The sequence below is a fragment of the Synechococcus sp. RedBA-s genome (assembly GCF_024345495.1).
Classification (GTDB): Bacteria; Cyanobacteriota; Cyanobacteriia; order PCC-6307; family Cyanobiaceae; genus Regnicoccus_A.
Map to the genome: position 1 here is coordinate 1 of NZ_JAGQBF010000031.1, position 21079 is coordinate 21079.

22 protein-coding genes are annotated in these 21079 nt (G+C 68.0%); 12 read left to right on the forward strand and 10 right to left on the reverse strand.

The annotated features are described in order from the left end of the window. The first annotated feature begins 55 nt into the window (after window positions 1-55). From KBY67_RS12015 to KBY67_RS12025, 3 genes are read left to right on the forward strand one after another with little or no spacing between them, the layout of a single operon-like run. Window positions 56-664, forward strand: a complete 609-nt coding sequence (locus KBY67_RS12015; RefSeq protein ID WP_255111309.1) for a DUF2232 domain-containing protein — start codon at window positions 56-58, stop codon at window positions 662-664. 6 nt (window positions 665-670) lie between these two features. Next, window positions 671-1840, forward strand: coding sequence for a nicotinate-nucleotide--dimethylbenzimidazole phosphoribosyltransferase (locus tag KBY67_RS12020; protein ID WP_255111282.1), 1170 nt, complete (start codon window positions 671-673; stop codon window positions 1838-1840). 20 nt (window positions 1841-1860) lie between these two features. After that, window positions 1861-2928, forward strand: coding sequence for a hypothetical protein (locus tag KBY67_RS12025; RefSeq protein WP_255111283.1), 1068 nt, complete (start codon window positions 1861-1863; stop codon window positions 2926-2928). Here the strand turns inward: KBY67_RS12025 and KBY67_RS12030 are convergent. Together KBY67_RS12030 and KBY67_RS12035 are read right to left on the reverse strand one after the other, a co-directional pair. Next, entirely contained in the window at window positions 2925-4061 is a 1137-nt protein-coding gene (locus KBY67_RS12030) for an aldo/keto reductase (RefSeq protein WP_255111311.1), read from the reverse strand. The genes KBY67_RS12025 and KBY67_RS12030 overlap by 4 nt on opposite strands. A 7-nt stretch (window positions 4062-4068) precedes the next feature. Beyond that, window positions 4069-4632: a bifunctional nuclease family protein gene (locus KBY67_RS12035; protein ID WP_255111284.1), complete on the reverse strand. Its 564-nt coding sequence runs from the start codon at window positions 4630-4632 to the stop codon at window positions 4069-4071. Window positions 4633-4687: 55 nt separating this feature from the next. Here KBY67_RS12035 and KBY67_RS12040 point away from each other — a divergent pair, with 55 nt between their 5' ends. Together KBY67_RS12040 and KBY67_RS12045 are read left to right on the forward strand one after the other, a co-directional pair. Continuing rightward, a complete protein-coding gene (locus tag KBY67_RS12040) occupies window positions 4688-5338 on the forward strand; it encodes a riboflavin synthase (protein WP_255111285.1) in 651 nt (216 codons plus the stop codon). Between the two features lie 40 nt (window positions 5339-5378). Then, window positions 5379-5975, forward strand: a complete 597-nt coding sequence (locus tag KBY67_RS12045; protein ID WP_255111286.1) for an HdeD family acid-resistance protein — start codon at window positions 5379-5381, stop codon at window positions 5973-5975. Here the strand turns inward: KBY67_RS12045 and KBY67_RS12050 are convergent. The 4 genes from KBY67_RS12050 to KBY67_RS12065 all read right to left on the reverse strand — a co-directional run bounded on the left by KBY67_RS12050 (window position 5972) and on the right by KBY67_RS12065 (window position 9861). Beyond that, window positions 5972-6358 carry an AbrB family transcriptional regulator gene (locus KBY67_RS12050; RefSeq protein WP_255111287.1) on the reverse strand — a complete coding sequence of 129 codons (387 nt, stop codon included), beginning with the start codon at window positions 6356-6358 and terminating at the stop codon, window positions 5972-5974. The two genes, KBY67_RS12045 and KBY67_RS12050, sit on opposite strands and share 4 nt — an antisense overlap. A gap of 93 nt (window positions 6359-6451) precedes the next feature. Then, entirely contained in the window at window positions 6452-6976 is a 525-nt protein-coding gene (locus tag KBY67_RS12055; RefSeq protein WP_399214407.1) for a heme-copper oxidase subunit III, read from the reverse strand. A 213-nt stretch (window positions 6977-7189) separates the two neighbouring features. After that, on the reverse strand, window positions 7190-8860 hold the full coding sequence (ctaD, locus tag KBY67_RS12060; protein ID WP_255111289.1) for a cytochrome c oxidase subunit I: 1671 nt from the start codon (window positions 8858-8860) through the stop codon (window positions 7190-7192). A gap of 101 nt (window positions 8861-8961) precedes the next feature. Further along, window positions 8962-9861, reverse strand: a complete 900-nt coding sequence (locus KBY67_RS12065; protein ID WP_255111290.1) for a cytochrome c oxidase subunit II — start codon at window positions 9859-9861, stop codon at window positions 8962-8964. Between the two features lie 199 nt (window positions 9862-10060). Here KBY67_RS12065 and KBY67_RS12070 point away from each other — a divergent pair, with 199 nt between their 5' ends. Genes KBY67_RS12070 through KBY67_RS12095 form a run of 6 tightly spaced genes read left to right on the forward strand, consistent with a single transcriptional unit; the run spans window position 10061 to window position 16091 of the window. Next, on the forward strand, window positions 10061-11053 hold the full coding sequence (locus KBY67_RS12070; RefSeq protein ID WP_255111291.1) for a COX15/CtaA family protein: 993 nt from the start codon (window positions 10061-10063) through the stop codon (window positions 11051-11053). After that, window positions 11046-12044, forward strand: a complete 999-nt coding sequence (locus KBY67_RS12075; protein ID WP_255111292.1) for a heme o synthase — start codon at window positions 11046-11048, stop codon at window positions 12042-12044. The genes KBY67_RS12070 and KBY67_RS12075 overlap by 8 nt, the downstream gene beginning before the upstream one ends. Before the next feature lie 52 nt (window positions 12045-12096). Then, window positions 12097-13104, forward strand: coding sequence for an ABC transporter ATP-binding protein (locus tag KBY67_RS12080; RefSeq protein ID WP_255111294.1), 1008 nt, complete (start codon window positions 12097-12099; stop codon window positions 13102-13104). A 60-nt stretch (window positions 13105-13164) separates the two neighbouring features. Beyond that, entirely contained in the window at window positions 13165-14037 is an 873-nt protein-coding gene (locus tag KBY67_RS12085) for an ABC transporter permease (RefSeq protein WP_255111295.1), read from the forward strand. A gap of 44 nt (window positions 14038-14081) precedes the next feature. Continuing rightward, on the forward strand, window positions 14082-15374 hold the full coding sequence (locus KBY67_RS12090) for a hypothetical protein (protein ID WP_255111296.1): 1293 nt from the start codon (window positions 14082-14084) through the stop codon (window positions 15372-15374). Between the two features lie 9 nt (window positions 15375-15383). Further along, on the forward strand, window positions 15384-16091 hold the full coding sequence (locus tag KBY67_RS12095; protein ID WP_255111297.1) for an N-acetylmannosamine-6-phosphate 2-epimerase: 708 nt from the start codon (window positions 15384-15386) through the stop codon (window positions 16089-16091). A gap of 21 nt (window positions 16092-16112) precedes the next feature. Here KBY67_RS12095 and groL read toward each other — a convergent pair whose 3' ends face one another. Continuing rightward, window positions 16113-17768, reverse strand: coding sequence for a chaperonin GroEL (gene groL / locus KBY67_RS12100; protein WP_255111298.1), 1656 nt, complete (start codon window positions 17766-17768; stop codon window positions 16113-16115). Window positions 17769-17967: 199 nt separating this feature from the next. On the opposite strand from groL, the gene KBY67_RS12105 reads away from it, so the two are divergent. Further along, complete coding sequence (locus KBY67_RS12105) at window positions 17968-18216, forward strand: hypothetical protein (protein ID WP_255111314.1); 249 nt, start codon at window positions 17968-17970, stop codon at window positions 18214-18216. Between the two features lie 15 nt (window positions 18217-18231). On the opposite strand, the gene fabG is transcribed toward KBY67_RS12105, so the two are convergent. From fabG to KBY67_RS12120, 3 genes are read right to left on the reverse strand one after another with little or no spacing between them, the layout of a single operon-like run. Next, a complete protein-coding gene (gene fabG, locus KBY67_RS12110; protein ID WP_255111299.1) occupies window positions 18232-18990 on the reverse strand; it encodes a 3-oxoacyl-[acyl-carrier-protein] reductase in 759 nt (252 codons plus the stop codon). Between the two features lie 48 nt (window positions 18991-19038). Continuing rightward, on the reverse strand, window positions 19039-20169 hold the full coding sequence (locus tag KBY67_RS12115; protein WP_255111300.1) for a TrkA family potassium uptake protein: 1131 nt from the start codon (window positions 20167-20169) through the stop codon (window positions 19039-19041). 29 nt (window positions 20170-20198) lie between these two features. Then, window positions 20199-21047: a glycosyltransferase family 9 protein gene (locus tag KBY67_RS12120; protein WP_255111301.1), complete on the reverse strand. Its 849-nt coding sequence runs from the start codon at window positions 21045-21047 to the stop codon at window positions 20199-20201. Window positions 21048-21079 lie beyond the last annotated feature (32 nt).

Genomic DNA, 21079 nt, shown 5'->3' on the forward strand with positions numbered 1-21079 from the left:
CCCCCCAACTCCCAAGACCGCCAACACCAGCCTCAGCCGCCGCCAGGCCCGCCAGTTGGTCGAAACCGCCTATCTGGCCTCCGCCACCGCCCTGCTCTGGGCGGGCCTCTACTACCTGCCGGTGGGCGGGGCCCTGTTCCGGTTGGCGCTGCCCCTGCCCCTGGCCCTTCTGCAGGTGCGTCAGGGCTGGCGGCCCGGCTGGGAGGGCGCAGTGGTGACATCGTTGCTGCTGGTGGCGTTGATGGGGCCGATCCGGGGGCCGCTGGTGCTCTTCCCCTACGGACTGCTGGCCCTTTGGCTGGGCTGGGGCTGGGCAGAGCGCCGCAGCTGGTGGCTTACCTGGAGCGTGGGCCTGCTGATCGGCAGTGCCGGCTTCCTGGTGCGGGTCGCGGTGCTCTCGCTGCTGCTGGGGGAGAACCTCTGGGTGCTGATCACCGCCGCCGCCGCCGGCGTGCTGGAGCGCCTCAGCTCCCTGCTCAACCTGGGGGTCGGCCCCGACCTGCTGCAGGTGCAGCTGATGGCCCTGACCCTTGTGCTGGTCCAGAACCTGATCTATGTGCTGGCCCTGCATGCGGTGGCCTACTGGATCTTTCCGCGGCTGCAGGCGCCCATCAGCGAGCCACCGCCCCAGCTGCGGTCGCTGGTGGCGCTCGATCCCCTCTGAGTTCCCTTGATCAGCCTCTGCGGTGACCCGGACCAGGCCCGTCGCTGGTGCGAACGCTTTGGCCGCGACTGGCGTGAGAGCCAGATACTGCTGCTGCTGGCTGGCACCGACACCGCCGCGGTGCCGGGCATCTCCGCCGCCGGAGCCACTCCTGAGGTGCGGCTGGCCACCGCCGCCGCCGACGCCGAACTGCTCCTGCTGGGCCCGTCGGTGCGGCGGCCCCATGCCCTGCCCCCCCTGCCCGCCGGGGTCAGCCCGGCCCTGATCTCCCATGTGGTCTGCCAGGGCCTGGCCTTGGTGCCCCTGGTGGCCGATCTGGGCTGCGCGGTGGCTCCGGCCGTCCCCCACCTGCGCCTGGGGGGCACCCCGGCCCGCTGCCTCAGCACCGGAGCGGCGATGCCGCGGCAACGGGTGCAGAGGCTGCTGCGGCTGGGCCAGCGCTGGGGAGCCCGCTGGGCGGCCGCCCGCCACACCACTCCCAGCGGCGAGCCAGCACCGGTGGTGATCGCCGAGTGCGTGCCGGGGGGCACCAGCACGGCCCAGGCGGTGCTCACCGGCCTTGGGGTGGAAGCTGGAGGTCTGGTGAGCGGCAGCCTCCGCCAGCCAGCCCATGCGCTCAAGGGCGAGCTCACGGCGCGCGGGCTGGCGGCGGCGGCGCTGGAGCCGCTGGGGCCCGGGCCAGGAGCGGCGGCGGCGCTGGACCTTGATCCCCTGGCGGTGCTGGCCGCCGTTGGCGATCCGATGCAGGCCCTGGCAGCGGGCATCCTGCTCGGGGCCGCCGGCCGGCGGGTGCCGGTTCTGCTGGCCGGCGGCAGCCAGATGGCGGCCGTGCTGGCGCTGGCGCTGGCGCTGGCGCCGGCCCACCAGCGCCCGGCGCTGGCGGCCTATGGGGCCCTCGGTACCACCGCCTGGGTGGCCCAAGAGCCCGGCAGCGACCTCAGCCTGCTGCTGCAGCGGGTGGGGGAGCGTTGGGGCGTGAGCCCGATGGCCTTTGCCAGTTCCCTGCGCTTCGCCCACTGCCGCAGCGCCGCCCTGCGCGACTACGAGCGGGGCTATGTGAAGGAGGGGGTGGGGGCCGGTGGTCTGGCCCTGCTCTGGGAGCTGAGCGGCCGCAGCCCTGCGGCCCTGGCCTCCGCCTGTGATCAGGCCATGGAGCGGCTGATGGAGAGCAGTTGATCGCCGCCTAGGGTCCAGCGATGCAGGCCGATTCCCGCCCCCCCAGCAGCTCGATGAGCCGCCGCAGGCTGCTGCAGCTCTCCGCCCTGGCCGGCCTGGGACTGGTGGGGGGTTGTGGCCGGGGCTCCGCCGTGCAGCTGGTCTATGGGCGCGGTGAGTTGCCCGCCGCCTGGGCGAAGCGGCTGCCGGATCCCTGGAGGGCCCAGCCCGTGGACGGTCCCGAAGCGGTGCTCAAGGCCCGCTCGGCCGCACTGATGCAGTTGGGCGACGGCTGGCTGGAGGCCACGGCATTGCCGCAGTGGCAGCCGTTCGCGGCAACGGAATCTGTTGCCGCCTCTGAACTCTGGGAGGGGCTGGCGCCCGAGGCCCAGGCGCCCAGTCGTCTGTTTCGGCCCGAACCAGCGCCGGCCCTGGCCTACCCCTGGGCCTTCGGCACCTGGCTGCTGGTGCTGCGCAACCGCCGCGAGCTGGTGGCCCGGCAGGGCGAAGGTTGGTCGCTGCTGCTGGACCCGAGTCTGCGGGAGCAACTGTTGCTGCCGTCCTCGCCGCGGGTGGTGATTGATCTGGCCCTGCGCCAGCTGGGGCTACCTCCGGGCGATCCCGCCAGCCTCGCTGACCCCCGCCTGGGCGATCAGCTCGGACGGCTGCGCCGTCAGGCCGCTGCCTTTGATGATCGCGATGGCCTCAATCTGTTGCTCTCCGGCCGGGTGGAGGCCGCTGTGCTGCCCAGCCAGAGGGTGCTGCCACTGCTGCGTAGTGACACCCGCCTGAGCGCCCTGTTGCCGGAGAGCGGCTCAGCCCTCTGGTGGAATCTGCTGCTGCGCCCGACCCAGACCCGGGAGCTGCCGCCGCTGCGCTGGCTGCTGCAGGCGCGGGAGGCGCCCCTGATCAGCCGCCTGCTGGCGGCCGGATGGGTGCCGCCGCTACGCCGGGAGCTGCTGGCGTCGGCGCTCTCCAGCTGGCCGCCAGCGGTGGCTGCCCTGCTCTATCCGCCGCAGCCGCTGCTGGCACGCTGCACCTCCCTGCCACCGCTGGCCCCCGAGCAGCGCCGCCAACTGCAATCGCTCTGGGACCGCAGCGCCCCCTAGCCCCAGAGTCGGCGCCGGGGGGCCGCCGCCAGACGCCTGTGGGTGTCGGCCAGCAGGGAAGGAATCTCCAGCCCATGGGGACAGCGGGGCAGGCAGGCGCCGCAGCTGCGGCAGGCGCTGGCATTGAGCGTCTCCCACCAGTGGCCGGCCCTGCCGATCAGGTTGTAACGCTCGCTGGCGAAGGCCTCCATGCCATGGCCCAGGGCCAGATTGCGCAGGCGCAACAGCTCGGGGATCGGCACCTCGCTGGGACAGGGCAGGCAGGCCCGGCACTGGCCACAGCGCTCGGCGCCGAGGCGGGCGCGGCCGCTGGCCTCAAGGCGGCTGAGGGCCTGGAGTTCCAGGGGCTCCAGGGGGCCGGCGGCGGCCCGGAGTTGCCCGGCCAGCTCCAGGTCCTGCCGTGTTTCGGCCCCGAGGGTCAGGCTGCTGATCCCCTGGGCCAGCAGAAACCTGTAGGCCAGCCGCAGGGGCTGCAGGGGCGAGCAGTCGTCGATCAGCTCGGGGGGTGGGTCGTAGAGGCGCCCGCCTTTATCGGCCGGTGAAATGGCCAGGACCCCCAGGCCTGCGGCCAGGGCCCGCTGGGCCAGGGGCAGCCGCTCCTGATCGAAAAGATGCAGGTGCAGGCTGCAGAAGCTGAACCGCCCGCTGGCCAGGGCCCGCTCAATCAGGGGGGTGGAGCCATGGCTGCTGAACCCCAGCTGAGCCACCAGCCCCTGCGTCAGGGCCCACTCCAGCAGCTGAGCCCCTGGCCCCCCTAAGGCCCACTCCAGGTGTTCGGCTCGGTTCAGCCCATGCACGGCCAGGTTGTCGAGGCGAGCGACCCCCAGGCGCTCCAAGCTGGCGCGCAACTGGGCCTGGCCGCCCTCCAGGGAGGCCCCGGGCAGGATCTTGCTGGTGAGCACCAGCTCGGCGCGCTCAGCGGGCCTGCGGCGACTGATATGGGACAGGGCCTGGCCCAGGTAGGCCTCGGCCGGCCCGTAGGAGGGGGCTGTCTCGATGTGGTTGATGCCCGCCTCCAGGGCGGCCTCCAGCACCTCCAGCATCTGCTCGGTGCTACCGAGGGCCCGCATGGTGCCGAGGCTGAACAGAGAAACCTCAGGCCCTCCCCCGAAGGGTCGCCGCTCTGGGAACACGCTGACCTCAGGAGTTGCCGCTGCCCGCTGTATCCGGGTTCGGCGCGCTGTCGTCTCCATCGGGGTTCTCCTGGCGTTGGGCCCGGCTGAGATTGCGGATCAGCTCGGCGGGACTCACCTGGTCGATGAAGCGGCGGAAATCGGCCTTCTCCTCGGCATCCGCTTCTGAATCCACCGGGATCGAGGCGTCCGCCACCACTTCCTCCAGCATCCAGATGGCGCTGCCGGTGCGCAGGGCCAGGGCGATCGCATCGCTGGGACGGCAGTCGAGTTCGCTGGCTTCGCCGTCGGAATCGCTGAGTTTGAGCACGGCCCGGAAGGTGGCGTCCTCGATCGAGTGGATGATCACTCGCTCCAGGCTGACCCCGCCCACGGCCATCAGGGCGGCCATCAGGTCGTGGCTGAGGGGGCGGGGTGGGGTGGTGCCCCCCAGTCCCGCCAAGATGTTCTGGGCCTGGGCCTGGTCGATCCAGATCGGCACCTGACGGCGACCGGAAGGATCCCGCAGCAGCACGATCGGGCTGCGACTGGCCGCATCCAGGGCAATTCCGGCGACGCGCATCTCCACCATGGTCCTGAAGCGCTGGCCCTTTGTCCGATTATGGCCAGGAGCGCCACAACCCCCCATGTTTACCGGTCTGGTTCAGGCGGTTGGCCGTCTGCGGCGCCACGCCAACGGCGTGACCATTGAGGGTGTCGGCGGCCTGGATCCGCTGGCCCTCGGCGACAGCGTGGCGGTGGACGGGGTCTGCCTGACGGTCAGCGCGCTGATGGAGGATGGCTTCCGCGCCGATGTCAGCGAGGAGACGCTGCGGCGCAGCACCCTGGCCGCCAAGGCCGCAGCCGGTGCGGTGGTGAATCTGGAGCCGGCCCTGCGACTCTCCGACCGCCTCGGGGGGCACCTGGTCAGCGGTCACGTCGATGGCCTCGGTGAGGTGCTGGCGATCACGCAGGAGGCGGGCTCCTGGCGGCTGGAGCTGGCCTGGGCCGACCCCGCCTATGGGCGCTATGTCTGCGACAAGGCCAGCGTGGCCGTCGACGGCATCAGCCTGACGGTGGCGGGCAGCGACCCGGCCGGGGAGCGTTTTTGGATCGCCGTGATTCCCCACACCTGGGGGAGCACCACTCTGACGGGACGGCAGGTGGGGGATCGGGTCAACCTGGAGGCGGATCTGCTGGCGAAGTACACCGAACGCCTGCTGCAGCACACTCAGCAGCCCCCGTCGGCCCAACCGCCACTGGATCGGGCCTGGCTGGCGGAGCACGGCTGGGGCTGAAGACCCGCCGTAACCTGGGGACCTCTCTTGTACGGGACCCATGACATCGCCGCTGCCGCCCCTGCGTTCGATTGAGCGCCGTCAGGTGGCGGCCCTGCGCACCTTCACCATCGCCGAAGGAGTGCTGATGCTGGTGCTGGGGGTGCTGGCGCTGGTGTTTCCAGTGGTGGCCTCCTTCTGGATCACGGCGATGGTGGCCCTGGCCTTCCTGGTGGGCGGTCTGGTGGGCTGGATCGACAACCTGGTGAGGGCCCGTCAACTCAGCCGCCGGCACACCTTCTTTCGGCTGGTGGTCTCCACCCTGTTCCTGGTGACCGGTGGCTGGATGATCTCCCAGTTCCGCGGCGGGCCTCTGCAGGTGGCCGATCAGGTGGCGGCGCTGTCCCTGGCCGTTGGTGTGGTGTTTCTGGTGGAAGGTCTGGTGGCGGTGCTGGTGGCGGTCAGCCACCGGGGTGCACCCGGCTGGGTCTGGGGGCTCCTCAACGGCCTGGTCACCCTGGTGCTCGGCGGCCTGATCCTCTCGATGAAACTGGCGGGACAGCTCTCCGTTCTGGGAATCCTGGTGGGGGTGAGCTTCCTCTTCAGCGGCGTCGACCTGCTGGCCTTCGGCGCCAGCTTCCACCCCGAAGAGGACTAGGGCAAGCCTGGGCCTGAAGGGCCTGGAGTGCCGCCGGTGTCATCCACGGGCAGCAGCCAGATCGAGCCTGTTTCGTGATGGATCTGGATGTGAAACTCCTGGCCGGGCTCCAGTCCCATGCGGCGGGTGTAGGCATGGCCGATCAGCAGGTTGCCGTTTCCGTGCACGCGGGTGCGGAATTCGGCCTGGCGGCCCTTGCCTGGGCCGGAGCTGGCCGCAGCTCCCCCCAGCCGGTAGCCCTTGGCTTCCACCAGGGCCCGGTAAAAGCTCTTCTTGAGCAGCCGTCCGCTGGGGCTGACGTAGCCGCAGCCACGGGCGATGTCATCTTCCGAGCAGTTGCTCAAGGAGCGGGCCTTGTTGAGCAACTCCTTACCCTGGAGCATGGTTCTGCCGGTTGACGGCATGACGTTCGACATCGTTATAACAGTCCTGCCGCCGATTGTGACCAGGGAGATGCAGATCAAGCCAGGGTGGCTTCAGAGCAGGTAGAGAATTCCGTAGAGAATCAACCAGATCCCATCGACAAAGTGCCAATAGAGCTCAGCGGCTTCCACGCCGAAGTGGTGATCGGCTGTGAATTTTCCAGGGATCCGGGCCTGCCACCAGACAATCAGGATCATCAGAGCCCCCAGCGTCACGTGCAGCCCGTGGAAGCCGGTGAGGGCGTAAAAGGTGCTGGCGTAGAGGTTGTCGGTGAGGCCGAAGGGGAGGGAGAAGTACTCCACCATCTGGCCGCCGAGGAAGGCCAGGCCCAGCCCGGCGGTGACCAGCAACCAGAGGCGGCAGGCCCCGAGCTGGTTCTGGCGCAGCTGCTTGGCGGCGCGGTGAAAGGTGAAGCTGCTCACCACCAGCAGCACGGTGTTGATGGTGGGCAGGATCAGCTCCAGCTCGTAGATCGCACCGGCCGGCAGGGGATTCACGGCCCGGAAGGTCAGGTAGGCGGCGAAGAAGCCGGCAAAGGTCATGCCGTCGGCCACCAGGAAGGTGGCCAGGCCGAACATGCGGTGGTCGGGATGGCCACCTTCGGGCGCGCCATGGTCCAGCAGCTCGGCACCCAGCGCCAGGGATGGGGCGAGGGTGTCAGTGGGGGATTGATCCGAGCTGGGTGAGAAGGCTGTCATGGCGGCTCCTGGCGATGGAGGAGGAGGAAATTCAGAGACGGCTGGAAGCAGGGGTGGTCCGAAAGTCGTCGTGACTGCCGAACCGTGGCCAGGTCATTGGCCGCTGGACCAGAGCTCGCGGCCGGTGGCGGCCTTGAGGTCGATCTGGCCAGGGGGCACTCCATAGCCGTAAGGGTGGGTCACCAGGGGCGCTTCACCCTTCCAGTTCTCCACCGGTGGCGGTGAGGTGGTCAGCCACTCGGGGGTGAGGGCATTCCAGGGGTTGTCACCGGCCACCTTTCCGGAGAACGCACTCCAGAACACATTGATCAGGAATGGCAGGGTGCTCAGTGCCATCAGCAGAGCACCGACGCTGCTGATCTGATTCACCAAGGTGAACTGGGGATCGTATTCGGCCACCCGGCGGGGCATGCCATTGAGACCGAGCCAATGCTGAGGTGCGAAGCAGAGGTTGAAGCCGATGAAGGTGATCAGGAAGTGGAAGCGACCGAGATCCTCATTCAGCATCCGGCCGGTGAATTTGGGGTACCAGTGGTAGATCGAGCCGAAGATCACGAAGACCGTGCCTCCATAGACCACATAGTGGAAATGGCCGACCACGAAATAGGTGTCGTGCACATGGATATCGAACGGCACCTGGGCCAGGGCCACACCCGTGATGCCACCGAACACGAAGTGAAGGATGAAGGCACAGGAAAACAGCATCGCGCTGTTTAGGGCTATCTTGCCGCCCCAGAGGGTAGCGAGCCAGTTGAAGAATTTAATGCCGGTGGGCACGGCGATGAAGGCCGTGGCGATTGTGAAGAACAGGCGCATCCAGGGCGGTGTGGCGCTGGTGAACATGTGGTGAGCCCAGACGATCAAACCCAGGAAGACAATGGCCAGAATCGAGTACACCATGGTGGTGTAGCCGAACAGGGGCTTGCGGGCGTGGACCGGCAGGATTTCACTGACCAGTCCGAAGGCCGGCAGCACCATGATGTACACAGCCGGGTGGGAGTAGAACCAGAACAGGTGCTGATAGACCACCGCATTGCCACCTAATGCGGGATTGAAGAAGCCGGTGTGGGCAATGATGTCGAAGCTGAGCAGCACCAGGGTTCCGGCCAGCACCGGGGTGGAGAGCACCACCAGGATGCTGGTGCCGAGCATCGCCCAGCAATACATCGGCAGCTGCATCATCTTCAGTCCGGGTCGACGCATCTTCAGGACCGTGGCGATGAAATTGATGCCTCCGAAAATGGAGCTTCCCCCCAGAAGCAGCACACTCAGTATCCAGACCACCTGACCGGCTGCCGGAGTGGTCAGGCTCAGGGGTGGATAGGCAGTCCATCCCGATTGGGCGGCACCGCCGATGAAGTAACTGGCGATCAGCAGAAATCCGGCCGGAGGGATCAACCAGAAGGCGACGGCATTGAGCCGCGGGAACGCCATGTCGCGGGCCCCGACATAAAAGGGAATCAGATAGTTGCCGAAGGCACCGTTTACCACTGGCACAATCCAGAGGAAGATCATCACCGTGCCGTGGAGCGTCAGCACCTCGTTGTAGGTTTCGCGGCCAATGAAGTCGGAGATCGGGCTGGCCAGCTCAATGCGAATCATCCCGGCCAGTGCCCCGCCCACCAGGTAGAAGAAGAAGCCGGCCACCATGTACTGCAGGCCGATCACCTTGTGATCAAGGCTGAAGCTGAGGTAACGCAGCCAGCCCTCGGGCTGTAGCCCCGGCGGCGACGAGCTGGTCTGAGGAGGAAGAGCGATGGTCATGGAGGCGAGCGGCGCTGCGGTGGGGGAAGACTCAGGGACTGGAGTGTTGAAGGGCCGAAACCGGGGGCTCCTGGTTTCGGCTGATCAGCTGGGCTGCTCGCTCAACCGGTGGTGCTGGCGCTGGGGGCAATGGCCACGGTGGCGGTGTTGTTCTTCTCGAACCAGGTGGCGAATTCGTCGGGCTCATGGACCACCACCGTGGAGCGCATGCCGCCGTGGTAGGGGCCGCAGAGCTCAGCGCAGATGATCGGGTAGCTGCCGGCCTTGATTGGCGTGAAGGACAGCAGGGTGGGCTGGCCAGGGATGATGTCCTGCTTGAGGCGGAATTCGGGCACCCAGAAGGCGTGGATTACATCGCGGGCCTCCATGCGCAACTCCACTGGCTGGCCCTTCTGCACATGCAGTTCGCCGCTGGTGATGTCCCCCTGGGGGTAGTGGAAGAGGAAGGCGAACTGCAGGGCCGTGACCTCCACAGGCAAGGTTGATACCGCCGAAACTTGGCCTGATCCGATCCCCCCCCAGATTCGCTCGGACGGTTCAGGGGGGGTGCCGAGCACGGAGGCCTGAATCACGGCGCTGACGTCGCTATCACTGCCCTGGGAGGTCATCATCGCCCCATGCATGGAGTGGGGATCGCTGAGGGGGACCATGCCGCCCATGCGGTCGTAGATGTCGTAGCTGTAGATGCCCACGAACAGCACCACGACCGCAGGAATGGCGGTCCAGAAGATCTCCAGCTGCAGATTCCCCTCCACGGCCACACCGTCGCCGGTGTCACCCTCGCGGCGACGAAAACGGATCAGGCTGAACACCAGCAGGCCAAAAATCCCGATGAAAAGGATGCTGCCGATGCTGAAGAGCACCCTGAAGAGCTGATCGTAAATCGGCGCATTCAGGCTGGCTGCCGCCGGCAGGATGTCGACGTTCTGGCCAATCCAGAGGCCACTGAGCACAAGGGCCATCCCCAGAACGAGGCTGAGAACGGCAGACGGGATGGGCACAACTGGATCAAAGCTCCCTCCACCATATGGGGATCACCGGCGCGCCGCTTGGGGTCGTCTTCATCCCTCGGCTTGCCGCGAAAGCCTGTGCGGAAGTCAGCACATGATGGCGAGTCGTTGCGGATGGCCCCGCCCCGGACAGGTGCGTGCTTCCCCACAACCAAGCGGCAACACCTGCCGTGATCGCTAGCTTTCCCCCATGCAATCCGCCCGGGCTACCACTCTTCTGAGCTCCCATCTGGTTGTGGCGCTGATCGCTCTGGTGGGCATCGGCGGCGCCACCAGAGTCATGGAAGCCGGTCTGGCCTGCCCCGACTGGCCCCTCTGTTATGGGACCTTCCTGCCGGGCCGCCAGATGAACCTGCAGGTGTTCCTGGAGTGGTTCCACCGCCTGGATGCCTTTTTGGTGGGTCTGGCACTGGTGGCCCTTCAGGTGGTGGTGCTCAGGCGGCCCGCCGGTCGGCGCCCGGCCTGGTTAATCGCTGCCAGCGCCTCCGCCCTTGGACTGGTGGCTCTTCAGGGGTTGCTGGGTGCCCTCACCGTCACCCAGCTGCTGCGGTTTGATGTGGTCACGGCCCACCTCTCCACTGCGCTCGTGCTGGTGGCGCTGGTGAGTGCCATTCACCAGGGGCTGCTGGATCCTGATCCATCGCCCCTTACGGCCTCTTCTCAGCCTGCCCCTCCCAGCGAAGGCTCCGATCGGCCCAAGGCCCCGCCTCTGGCCTGGCTGGGGCGCCATGGCTGGTGGCTGGCCTCCGCCATCACGGCCCTGGCGGTGTTTGTCCAGGCGGTCAGCGGTGCACTGATGGCCACCCAGTGGGCTTCAGGCAGCTGCCTGAGCTCCGGGGTGGCCTGCGGTTGGCTGGCCCTGCACCGCCAGCTGGCCACTCCTGTGGCCACAGCGGTTCTGGTGCTGGCGGCCGCCCATCTGCTGGTGAACCGAAATCGGCGCTATCAGGGCCCCTATGCCCTGGCGGCCCTGCTGCTGGTGGTTCTGCAGATCGCCCTTGGGGTTCTCACCCTGCGCCTCTCCCTGGCGGTGCCGCTGGTCACTGTGGGTCACCAGCTCACGGCCGCCCTGCTGGTGGCCGTGCTCAGCGCCCTGGCCATGCGTCACCGGCCGATCCCCGTTCTCGCAGCGATCGATCCCATTCAGCCCCAGACCCTCCACCTCGAGTCCTGTCATGGTTAGCGCCACCAGCCTCAGCCCCCAGCTCAGCAGCCGCGACCAGGTGGTGCCGTCCCGCTCCAAGGTGAAGCTGCCGCCCTGGCTCGAGATCGCCAAACCCCGGTTGATTCCTTTGCTGCTGGCCACCACCTTGGGGGGCATGGCCCTCTCCGATGGCTGGCCGATGACGGCCCCTCGGCTGGCCTGCACCCTTGGAGGCGGCGCCCTGGCCTCAGCGGCGGCCGGGGTGCTCAATTGCCTCTGGGAGCAGGAGCTGGACGGACGCATGGTGCGCACCAGCGGCCGGGCCCTGCCCTCCGGCCGGCTGTCGGCTGGCACCGCGTTCGCTGTGGCGGTTTCGCTCACCTGTGCGGCGTCCCTGCTGCTGGTGAGCGGTGTCAATTGCCTGGCGGCCGCGCTTTCCCTGCTGGGCCTCTGCAGCTATGTGCTGCTCTACACAGCCCTGCTCAAGCCCCGCACCACGCAGAATATCGTCATCGGTGGTGTGGCCGGTGCCATCCCGCCGCTGGTGGGTGCCGCTGCGGCCACCGGCCACGTGGGCCTTGGCGGCTGGTGGCTGTTCGGCCTGGTGATGCTCTGGACACCCGCTCACTTCTGGGCTCTGGCCCTGCTGCTCAAAGAGGACTACCGCTCGGTGGGCATTCCGATGCTGCCGGTGGTCAAGGGCACCGAAGCGACTGCCGTTGCGATCGGCCACTACGCCCGCGCCACCGTGCTGGTGAGCCTGCTGGGGGTGCTGGCCCTGCCCAGTGGTGGCTGGCTCTACGGCCTGCTGGTGATCCCCTTCAACTCCCGCCTTCTGCAGATGGCCCACACCCTCGGCCTCAGTCCCGACGAGGTGGCTCCGGCCAGGGGGCTGTTCCGCTGGTCGATTCTGTATCTCTTCGGCATCTGCTTGCTGCTGCTGATGGCCCGGCTGCCCGGCGCTGAAGTGTTCAGCGTTCAGATCGGCGAATTGCTGGCGGCACTCACCCCCCCCCCCGCCGCTTTCTAGATTGCAAGCTCCCATTGGCCAGGCCGGAGTGTCAGCAACCCAGCCAGACGCCATGATCCAGCTGGACCAGATCAGCAAGGCCTACGGATCGGTAACGGCCCTGGATGGCCTGAGCCTGCGTGTTCCGGCCGGCAGCCTCTATGGCCTGCTGGGACCCAACGGGGCCGGCAAGACCACTGCCCTGCGCATCCTCTGCACCCTGCTGGCCCCGGATCGTGGTGCAGTGCGGGTGGCTGGTATCGATGCCCTGCAGCAGCCCCGCCAGGTGCGCGAGCGGCTGGGCTACGTGGCCCAGGAGGTGGCCATCGACAAGATCCTCACCGGACGGGAAATGCTGCGGCTGCAGGGTGCGCTGTATCACCTGGCCACTCCCCACCTGCGCCAGCGCATCCAGTACCTGATCGAGCTGCTGGGCATGGGGGGCTGGATCGACCGCCGCTGCGGCACCTATTCCGGCGGCATGCGCCGCCGCCTTGATCTGGCCAGTGGTCTGCTGCATCAGCCCTCGGTGCTGGTGCTGGATGAACCCACCGTGGGGCTCGATATCGAAAGTCGCGCCGTGATCTGGCAGGTGCTGCGGCAGCTGCGGGACGCCGGCACCACGGTTCTGCTCAGCAGCCATTACCTCGAGGAGATCGATGCCCTCGCTGATCGGCTGGCGATCCTCGACGGTGGCCGGGTGATCGCCGAGGGCAGCCCCAGTGAGCTCAAGCGCGCCCTGGGCGGTGATCGCGTCACCCTGCGGGTGCGCGAGTTCAGCGATGAGATGGAATCGGCCCTGGTGCAGCAGGTGCTGCAGGGCTGCCCTGGCGTTCGCCAGGTGGTGGTGAACCGCGCCCAGGGCCATTCCCTCAACCTGGTGGTGGATGGGGAGGCCGTGATTGAAACCTTGCGGCAGCAACTGAATCAGGCCCAGCTGCCCGTTTTCTCCCTCTCCCAGAGCCGACCCAGCCTCGACGACGTCTACCTCCAGGCCACCGGCCGTACGTTGATGGATGCCGAACTGGAGGTGGTCGGCGTCCGTGACCCCAAGGCCGAGCGCAAGCAGGCCATGCGCTGAGCTCCCTGCTGTGATGTCTCGCTTCATCCCCTGCCCGCCCGCCTCTCCTGTCTTCCGGCCATGACCAGCGCCTCGCCTCTGACGCTCCACGCCGCCCCGCCCGACCAGGCCCCGGCCGAGCGTTCCGCCTTCGCCGACCTCAGCCAGGAGACCCTGGCCCTGACGCGCCGGCTGTTTCTGCAGCTGGCCCGGCGCCCCTCCACCCTGGTGGCGGGGGTGTTGCAGCCGCTGATCTGGCTGGTGCTGTTCGGGGCGCTCTTCGCCAAAGCACCGGAGGGCCTGCTGCCCGATGGCATGAGCTACGGCCGCTTCCTCGGGGCCGGGGTGATCGTCTTCACCGCCTTTAGTGCGGCTCTAAACGCCGGCCTGCCGGTGATGTTCGACCGGGAATTCGGCTTTCTCAACCGGCTGCTGGTGGCCCCCCTGCGCTCCCGCAGCTCGATCGTGCTGGCCTCGGTGCTCTACATCACCAGCCTCAGCCTGATTCAGAGCCTGGCGATCATGGTCACCGCCGCCCTGCTGGGCTACGGCTGGCCCGGCGCTGCCGGGCTGCTGCTGGTGCTGGTGACTTTGCTGCTCCTGGTGTTTGCCGTCACAGCCCTCAGCCTGGGGCTGGCCTTCGCCCTGCCGGGGCATATCGAACTGATTGCGGTTATTTTCGTGGCCAACCTGCCGCTGCTGTTTGCCAGCACAGCGCTGGCACCGATTTCCTTCATGCCCACCTGGTTGGGCTGGCTTGCGGCCCTGAATCCACTTACCTTCGCCATAGAACCAATTCGCGCTGCCTATGCCGGCAGTTTTTCCCTTCAGGCCGTGGTGCTGGAAGCTCCCTACGGGGATCTCACCGGCCTCACCTGCCTCGGCCTCCTTGCCGCCCTCGCCCTCGTTCTGTTTCTCCTGATCCGGCCTCTGCTGGATCGCAAACTCAGTTGACTCCCCCCGTGTCCACCACCCATCCCCCGTTCGCGGCCGACCCGATGTCCCCTGGCAGCTCAAGGCTCTCGGCTCATGATCTGTTCCAGGCTCTGGAGCGGCGGGATGGTGCCCTGCTCTCGGCCCATTCCCGGCGCTGGGCCCATCGCCACGGGGTTGAAGCGCTCGAGAGCCTGATCCAGTTCCAGGGTCTCGATCAGACCGCACGCCTGTGGTGGCGCGAACAACTGCTGCGCCCCACCCCGGCGGTGGCCACCGCTGCCAGTGGGGCACTCCACGAGTTCCAACCTGCTGTGGCCGCCACGGTCTCCCCGGTGTCGGAGCCCCTGTCCACCGCGTCGATTCTGGAAGACTCGGTGCCCCTGCCCCCGGAATGGCTGGTGCCCGCCGGGGTTGACCAGCCGCCTGAGGTCCTGTCGGAGTCGGGGCAGGAACTTGCGAAAGTTGCCGGCAACAGCACGGATCTCCAGCCTGAAGCTTCAGAGGCCCCTCAGGTTTTCGAAAGGCCTGAAGCGAAGAGGCTCGACGTTGCTGTTGCGGTGGTTGATCCCGAGGATATTGATCCTGTCGCCTTTGAAGCGGCTGTGCTTGAGCCGGCGGTCGCTTTCGCCACCGAGCCACTTCCTCCCCTGGCGGAGGCCTTCGGCCCGATCCCTGGCCTTGAACCGCTGCCCAGCTTCAACGTCCAGGCCATCTTCGCGATGCAATCGGAGTTGGCCGAACGGCCTCTGGCTCCTCCGATCGTGCCGCCGGTGATTGCTCCCCCTGCGGAGCTACAACTGGACGCCTTTGCAGCGGTGGAGGCTCCGGCTGAGGCCGTCGCCCCTGCTGTTGCCAGTGGGCCTGAGCCATTTCCTGCGGTTCCCATGGCGGTTGAGGCCAGGGCGGCCCAGCCAGCGGCCCAGAAGCCCTCCGGGCCTCGACGCAATCCCTTCTCCCGTCTGCGCGGTCTGCTCAAGGACTGCGTTGAGGAGGTGGCCAGCACCTTCGGCAACAACGAGGACGATGAGGCCTACAGCTCGATGGAGCCTGTCTCCGCAGCAGCTGAAGCCCCCCCGCTGAACAAGCCCTTGGTCGAGCCGCCTGCGGCCCAGCCCGCTGCGCCGCAGGGGGCGATCGCTCCCCCACCCTTCGCGCTTCAGCAGCCGCTCCAACCAACCCGACAGGCCCAGCGGCGGGGGCGGATTGAGACCGGCAGTGGCGCCGGTCGTGCTGGCCGGGCCAACCAGCCGGGGCCGGCAACTCCAGCCCCAGCCCCCAGCCATCCCGCCCTCGATTCCCTGCGTTCCTGGCTTCCAGACGGGCTGGAACAGGACGACCACCGTCAAGCCTCCTGAGGAAGGGCTGTGGCCGTTGAACCCCGCCTGCTTCGCCGAGCGCTGCAGGGTCGCCTGATCGTCTCGGTCCAGGCCCCGCCGGGATCACCGATGCGGGATCCCTCGGTGATCACCGCCATGGCGGAGGCCAGCCTGGCCCATGGTGCCGCCGGGGTTCGCCTCGAGAGCCCTGAGCACATCGGAGCGGTGCGGCAGCGCTGTCCCGGGGCCCTGATCGTGGGCCTCTGGAAGCGGGTCTATCCCGGCAGCTCCGTGTACATCACACCGGGATGGGAGGAGGTGAGAGCTGTGTGGGCCGCGGGGGCCGACATCGTCGCGATTGATGCCACTGCCAGGGAACGCCCGGACGGGGAGGACTTGGCAGGGCTGATCGAGAGGGTTCAGCGTGATCTGGGGGCCCCGCTGATGGCCGATGTCGACAGCGTTGAGAACGGCCTGCGTGCCGCGGCGCTGGGCTGCCGGTGGGTGGGCACCACCTTGATGGGTTACACCGAAGCCACGGCCAATCAGCGCCCCCCGGCCTGGGATCTGCTCTCGCCGTTGCGCCTGCAGTTACCCTCTGAAACCGCCCTGATCTGCGAAGGGGGACTCTCCTCTCCAGATCAGGCCAGCAGGGCGCTGGCCGAGGGAGCGGACGCTGTGGTGGTGGGCACCGCCATTACGGGCGTTGACCTGCAGGTGGCCGCCTATGTGGGCCGGATGGCTGCGGACCGCTGAAGCAGCGGTCCGCGCAGTGGCTCACATCATGCCTGGCATGCCCATGCCACCCATGCCACCCATGCCTCCCATTGGGTCCATGCCACCGCCGCCGGCGGGGGCAGGCGGTTCCGGCTTGTCGGTGATCACCACTTCGGTGGTGATCAGCATCGCGGCGATCGAGACGGCGTCCTGCAGGGCCAGGCGCACCACCTTGGCGGCATCGAGAATGCCGACGGCCACCATGTCGTCGTAGGAGCCGGTGATGGCGTTGTAGCCCTTGCCGAGGCGCTGGGCTTCTGCCACCACCACCGAGCCGTTGGCGCCGGCATTGTTGGCGATCTGCCGGGCCGGTGCCGCCAGGGCCCGCTGCACGATCTCAGCGCCGGTGCGCTCATCCCCGCTCTGCTCGGCGATGAACTGGTCGAGGTCCGTGGCCAGCTTCAGCAGGGTGAACCCGCCGCCGGCCACGATGCCCTCCTCCACCGCGGCGCGGGTGGCATTGAGGGCGTCTTCGATGCGCAGCTTGCGGTTGCGCAGCTCTGTTTCGGTGGGGGCGCCCACCTTGATCACGGCCACACCACCGGCCAGCTTGGCCAGCCGCTCACTCAGCTTTTCGCGGTCGTACTCGGATTCGGTGGCCTCCAGTTCGCGGCGGATCGAGGCCACCCGATCGGCCACGGCGGCGCTGTGGTCCTCGGTGCCGACGATCGTGGTGCTGTCTTTGCTGATCGTGATCCTGCGTGTGCGGCCGAGGTCACTCAGGGTCACCTTGTCGAGCGTCATGGCCCGGTCTTCGCTGATCAAGGTGGCGCCGGTGAGGATGGCGATGTCCTGGAGCATCGCCTTGCGGCGGTCGCCGAAACCTGGCGCGCGCACGGCGGCCACCTGCAGCACCCCTCTGTTCTTGTTCACCACCAGGGTGGCGAGCGCTTCACCGGCCACTTCCTCGGCCAGGATCACCAGGGGAGCACCGGCCTGGGAGACAGCCTCCAGCACCGGCACCAGATCGTTGATGCTGTTGATCTTGCGATCGGTCACCAGCAGCAGGGCGCTGTCGTACTCGCACACCTGGCGGTCTCCATCGGTGACGAAGTAAGGGGAGGAATAACCGCGATCGAAGGCCATCCCCTCGGTGACCTCCAGCTCGGTGGAGAGGGAGCGGGATTCCTCCACGGTGATCACCCCGTCGGTGCTCACCTTGTCCATGGCCTCGGCCACCATCCGCCCCACTTCTTCATCACCGCCGGAGCTCACGGTGGCCACCTGGCGGATGGCATCGCCGGCCACGGGCTGGGCGAGGGCGGCGATTCCTTCCACCACCCGGGCCGCCGCACGCTCCATGCCGCGGCGCAGCCCCACCGGGTTGGCGCCGGCCGCCACGTTGCGCAGACCCTCGTGAACCAAGGCCTGGGCCAGCACCGTGGCAGTGGTGGTGCCATCACCGGCCTGGTCCTTGGTCTTGGAGGCCACCTGCTGGATCAGCCGGGCGCCCACGTTCTCGAAGGGATCCTCCAGGCTGATCTCCTTGGCGATCGTCACCCCGTCATTGACGATGTCGGGTGCTCCGAAAGACTTCTCCAGCACCACGTTGCGCCCCTTCGGTCCGATCGTGACCCGCACGGCATCCGCCAGGGCATTCACCCCCCGCTCGAGCGAGCGCCTGGAGGCGTCGGAAAAACTGATCAGCTTGGCCATCGGTGGTGCAGGAGGTGGAAAAGGTCTGACGCCGGGGTGGGACGACCTCCCAGGCGGAACCGGGTACGGTCGCCGCACCCAGTCAGATTCAGCGTCCCACAGCGGACGTGGCCCATTCAGGGTCAAGCTGGTGGGGAAACCCGAATCGCTGGCCCATGCGGGCGCTGCGGCCGGCACCCTCTGCCGATAGGGTCCTTGGATGGAGGACAACCTGCGCGCCAGCCTTTCGGCATCCGTGGCCGATGCGCTCACCGATCCGGCGATCGATTCGGTTTCGGGGGCCAGCCTGATGGTGTTCCTGGTCATCGCCGGCCTGGGCCTGGCCATGGCCCTGATCTATGTGCCCCTGCGGCTGTTCCTGACGATCACGGCCCGCACCCGTCGTCTGCGGCTACTGCAGCGCATCCGCCGCCTGCGCGAGGAACTGGGGCAGCCGATCCAATCGTGATGGGGTGATCGCGCTTCAGCGCATCACCAGGCCGCCATCCACCTGGATCACCTGGCCGGTCATGTAGGCGGCGGCGGGATCGGCGGCCAGAAAGCGCACCACCCCGGCCACATCCTCGGGCTGACCGAGCCGGCCCAGGGGAATGGCGGCCTGGATCCGCTCCACGTCCAGGCCCTTGGTCATGTCTGAGGCGATGAAGCCCGGGGCGACGGCGTTGACGGTGACCCCACGGCTGGCCAGCTCGGCGGCGGTGCTGCGGGTGAGGCCGATCACCCCGGCCTTGGCGGCGCTGTAGTTGGCCTGGCCGGGGTTACCCATCAGCGCCACCACCGAGGTGATGTTGATGATGCGGCCGCTACGGGCCTTGAGCATCGTGCGGCAGACGGCGCGGCTGCAGAGAAAGACACCGCTGAGGTTGAGGTCGATCACGCTCTGCCAGTCAGCGGTCTTCATGCGCATCAGCAAGCCGTCACGGGTGATGCCGGCGTTGTTCACCAGCACATCAAGGCGGCCGCTGCGCTCCAGCACCTGCCGAACCATGGCTTCCACCTCCGCCTCCTGGGAGACATCGGCCCGGTAACTCCAGGCCCTGCCGCCACCGGCGCTGATGGCGGCCACCACCACTTCAGCCGCTTCAGCGGATGCCGCATAGTTCACCACCACTTCGGCCCCGCTGGCAGCCAGCTCCAGGGCGATGGCCCGGCCGATGCCGCGGCTGGCACCGGTGACCAGAGCCACCTGGCCCGTGAGTGGGGCAAGAGCGGATCCGGTCATCGGCGAGAGAGCAGGGTGAGGGCGATCGTATGCGCCTCCTGGCCCCGCTCAGTTGGTCATCGCTTCGACCCCTTCGACGGCGGGGCCCAGCAGCTGGGCAAAGCGCTGCAATTCCTCCTTGCTGCCCATCACCACCAGCAGCTGGCCCGGCAGCAGCCTCACATCACCGTTGGGGTTGGCGATCAGCTTCGGCAGCGGCGGCAGGTTGGTGATCCCTCGGTACACCGATGGGTTGCTCACCTTCGGGGCGGGCATGCGCACGGCCAGCACCAGGGCACCGGTGCGCCGGCGCAGTTCCAGCTCGGCCAGGGTGCGGCCGTTGAGATCCCCCAGCAGTTGGCCGTTGTCGCTGAGTAGAAATTCCTCCACCTCGCACTCCGATCCCGCCAGCAGGTCCATGAACTGCACCGCCAGGGGGCGCAGGGCCGTGGCGGCCATGCTGCGGCCGCCGGCCACGTAGGGACTCACCACCTGATCAGCGCCGGCCAGTCGCAGCTTGCGCGCCGCCTCATCGCTGTCGGAGCGGGCGATCAGACGGCAGCGGGGCGCAAGGCCCCTGGCACTAAGCACCACATAGAGATTGGCGGCGTTGTTGGGCAGGGCCGCCACCAGGCTGCGGCAGTGGTGAATGCCCGCCTCCATCAGGGTTTCATCGAGGGTGGCATCGGCCTGCAGCACCGGCAGGCCCTGCTCCTCGGCGGCCTCCTTGCGGCCCTGATCCATTTCCACCACCAGCAGCGGCACGCCCTCGGCGGTGATCTGATCGGCGATCTCCCGGCCGATGCGGCCATAGCCGCAGAGAATCACGTGGTCATTCATGGTGAGAAGCCAGCGGCGGAAGCGGAGTTCGCGCATCCGGCGGAAGTAGCCGGAGTCGGTGAGTCCCAGCAGGCCCTGGATCGCCACCTGGACCACCACCAGGCCCCCGGCGATCGAGAGGGTGGTGACCACACGGCCGGCCGCTGAGAGGGGCTGGGTGGTCCCGTCGCTCCAGCCCAGGGTGGTGAGGATCACCAGCACCATCCAGTAGCAGTCGCCCCAATCCCAGCCCTCGGTGAAGCGGTAGCCCACCGCCGACAAATTCACCAGGGTCACCAGGGCGATCAATGGGGACCGCCAGGGTTGGCGGATCCTGGAGGAAGGGGGCCTGGGGCCGCGCCGCCTGGGGGGTGGAGGCATCCGAGGCGCCGGGGTTGAAGGAGGGACGCTCAGCCCAGACCGAGGGCCTGCAGGACGTCAGCAACATCGAGCTCGTTGAGGGACTTTGCCACTCCGAGTCCTTGAACACCAGGGCGGGAGGGCAGGCTGTCGCCGCTGCGACCCAGGGCCACCAGGGGTGTGCCGCTGAGCACCGCCAGTTCTGTGGTGACGGGATCGCTGCTGAGCACTACGTCGGCGGCCGCCACCTGGGCGGCCCGCTCCAGGGGGGTGCCCTCACGTCGTGCCTGCTGCGCACGCAGTTGGGGCAGGCGGGCACGGATCGCCTGCGGCAGCTCCTGCCAGCGCTGGGCCGGCCAGTCGGCTGTTGCAGCCGTGGGTTGGGGGTCAGGGGCCAGCAGCAGCAGCGGCCCCTCGCCTGCAGGCGCAGCAGCCACCGCCTGCTCCAGGGAGGCTTGGGGAAGGCTGAGGCGATAGCTCGCGGCGTCGAGGGGCACGCCGATGGGCCGCAGCCAGGCTTCGAGGGTCTGGTTGGGCCATCCCGCCTGGCGGCTGACGGTGATCGTGGTGGAAAAACCACCTGTGGCGATCCGGGTGGGGATATGGCCCAGCGACAGCATCAGGTCGATGGGCCAGCCGCTGCCCAGGTTCAGGCAGACCTGGAAATCGGGTTCGCGCACGCCACCCAGCAGGTTGGCCCAGTCGGCCAGGCTCACCCCCCCATCGAAGCTGTAGCCCAGCACTTTCTCCACCGCCGGCACGAGCTTCCAGGCAGCCCCCACCCCGGCGGGGCAGGCCACCTGCACCTGGGCCTGGAGCTTGGCGGCCACGGCGGCCACGGCCGGAATCGCCTGGAGCTGGGTTGCCATGCCGCCCGGAATCAGAACAAGAACACGCATCGGAGCGGTGGTGGGGGGGGGGCGGCGAGCGG

What these genes read in the sequence shown, in the direction of transcription:
- KBY67_RS12025 (WP_255111283.1), top strand. Translation starts at nt 1,861, where the DNA reads ATGCAGGCCGATTCCCGCCCCCCCAGCAGCTCGATGAGCCGCCGCAGG.
- KBY67_RS12035 (WP_255111284.1), bottom strand. Translation starts at nt 4,632, where the DNA reads ATGGTGGAGATGCGCGTCGCCGGAATTGCCCTGGATGCGGCCAGTCGC.
- KBY67_RS12040 (WP_255111285.1), top strand. Translation starts at nt 4,688, where the DNA reads ATGTTTACCGGTCTGGTTCAGGCGGTTGGCCGTCTGCGGCGCCACGCC.
- KBY67_RS12045 (WP_255111286.1), top strand. Translation starts at nt 5,379, where the DNA reads ATGACATCGCCGCTGCCGCCCCTGCGTTCGATTGAGCGCCGTCAGGTG.
- KBY67_RS12050 (WP_255111287.1), bottom strand. Translation starts at nt 6,358, where the DNA reads ATGCTCCAGGGTAAGGAGTTGCTCAACAAGGCCCGCTCCTTGAGCAAC.
- KBY67_RS12055 (WP_399214407.1), bottom strand. Translation starts at nt 6,976, where the DNA reads ATGTTCGGCCTGGCCACCTTCCTGGTGGCCGACGGCATGACCTTTGCC.
- ctaD (WP_255111289.1), bottom strand. Translation starts at nt 8,860, where the DNA reads ATGACCATCGCTCTTCCTCCTCAGACCAGCTCGTCGCCGCCGGGGCTA.
- KBY67_RS12070 (WP_255111291.1), top strand. Translation starts at nt 10,061, where the DNA reads ATGCAATCCGCCCGGGCTACCACTCTTCTGAGCTCCCATCTGGTTGTG.
- KBY67_RS12075 (WP_255111292.1), top strand. Translation starts at nt 11,046, where the DNA reads ATGGTTAGCGCCACCAGCCTCAGCCCCCAGCTCAGCAGCCGCGACCAG.
- KBY67_RS12080 (WP_255111294.1), top strand. Translation starts at nt 12,097, where the DNA reads ATGATCCAGCTGGACCAGATCAGCAAGGCCTACGGATCGGTAACGGCC.
- KBY67_RS12085 (WP_255111295.1), top strand. Translation starts at nt 13,165, where the DNA reads ATGACCAGCGCCTCGCCTCTGACGCTCCACGCCGCCCCGCCCGACCAG.
- KBY67_RS12090 (WP_255111296.1), top strand. Translation starts at nt 14,082, where the DNA reads ATGTCCCCTGGCAGCTCAAGGCTCTCGGCTCATGATCTGTTCCAGGCT.
- groL (WP_255111298.1), bottom strand. Translation starts at nt 17,768, where the DNA reads ATGGCCAAGCTGATCAGTTTTTCCGACGCCTCCAGGCGCTCGCTCGAG.
- KBY67_RS12105 (WP_255111314.1), top strand. Translation starts at nt 17,968, where the DNA reads ATGGAGGACAACCTGCGCGCCAGCCTTTCGGCATCCGTGGCCGATGCG.
- fabG (WP_255111299.1), bottom strand. Translation starts at nt 18,990, where the DNA reads ATGACCGGATCCGCTCTTGCCCCACTCACGGGCCAGGTGGCTCTGGTC.
- KBY67_RS12115 (WP_255111300.1), bottom strand. Translation starts at nt 20,169, where the DNA reads ATGCCTCCACCCCCCAGGCGGCGCGGCCCCAGGCCCCCTTCCTCCAGG.
- KBY67_RS12120 (WP_255111301.1), bottom strand. Translation starts at nt 21,047, where the DNA reads ATGCGTGTTCTTGTTCTGATTCCGGGCGGCATGGCAACCCAGCTCCAG.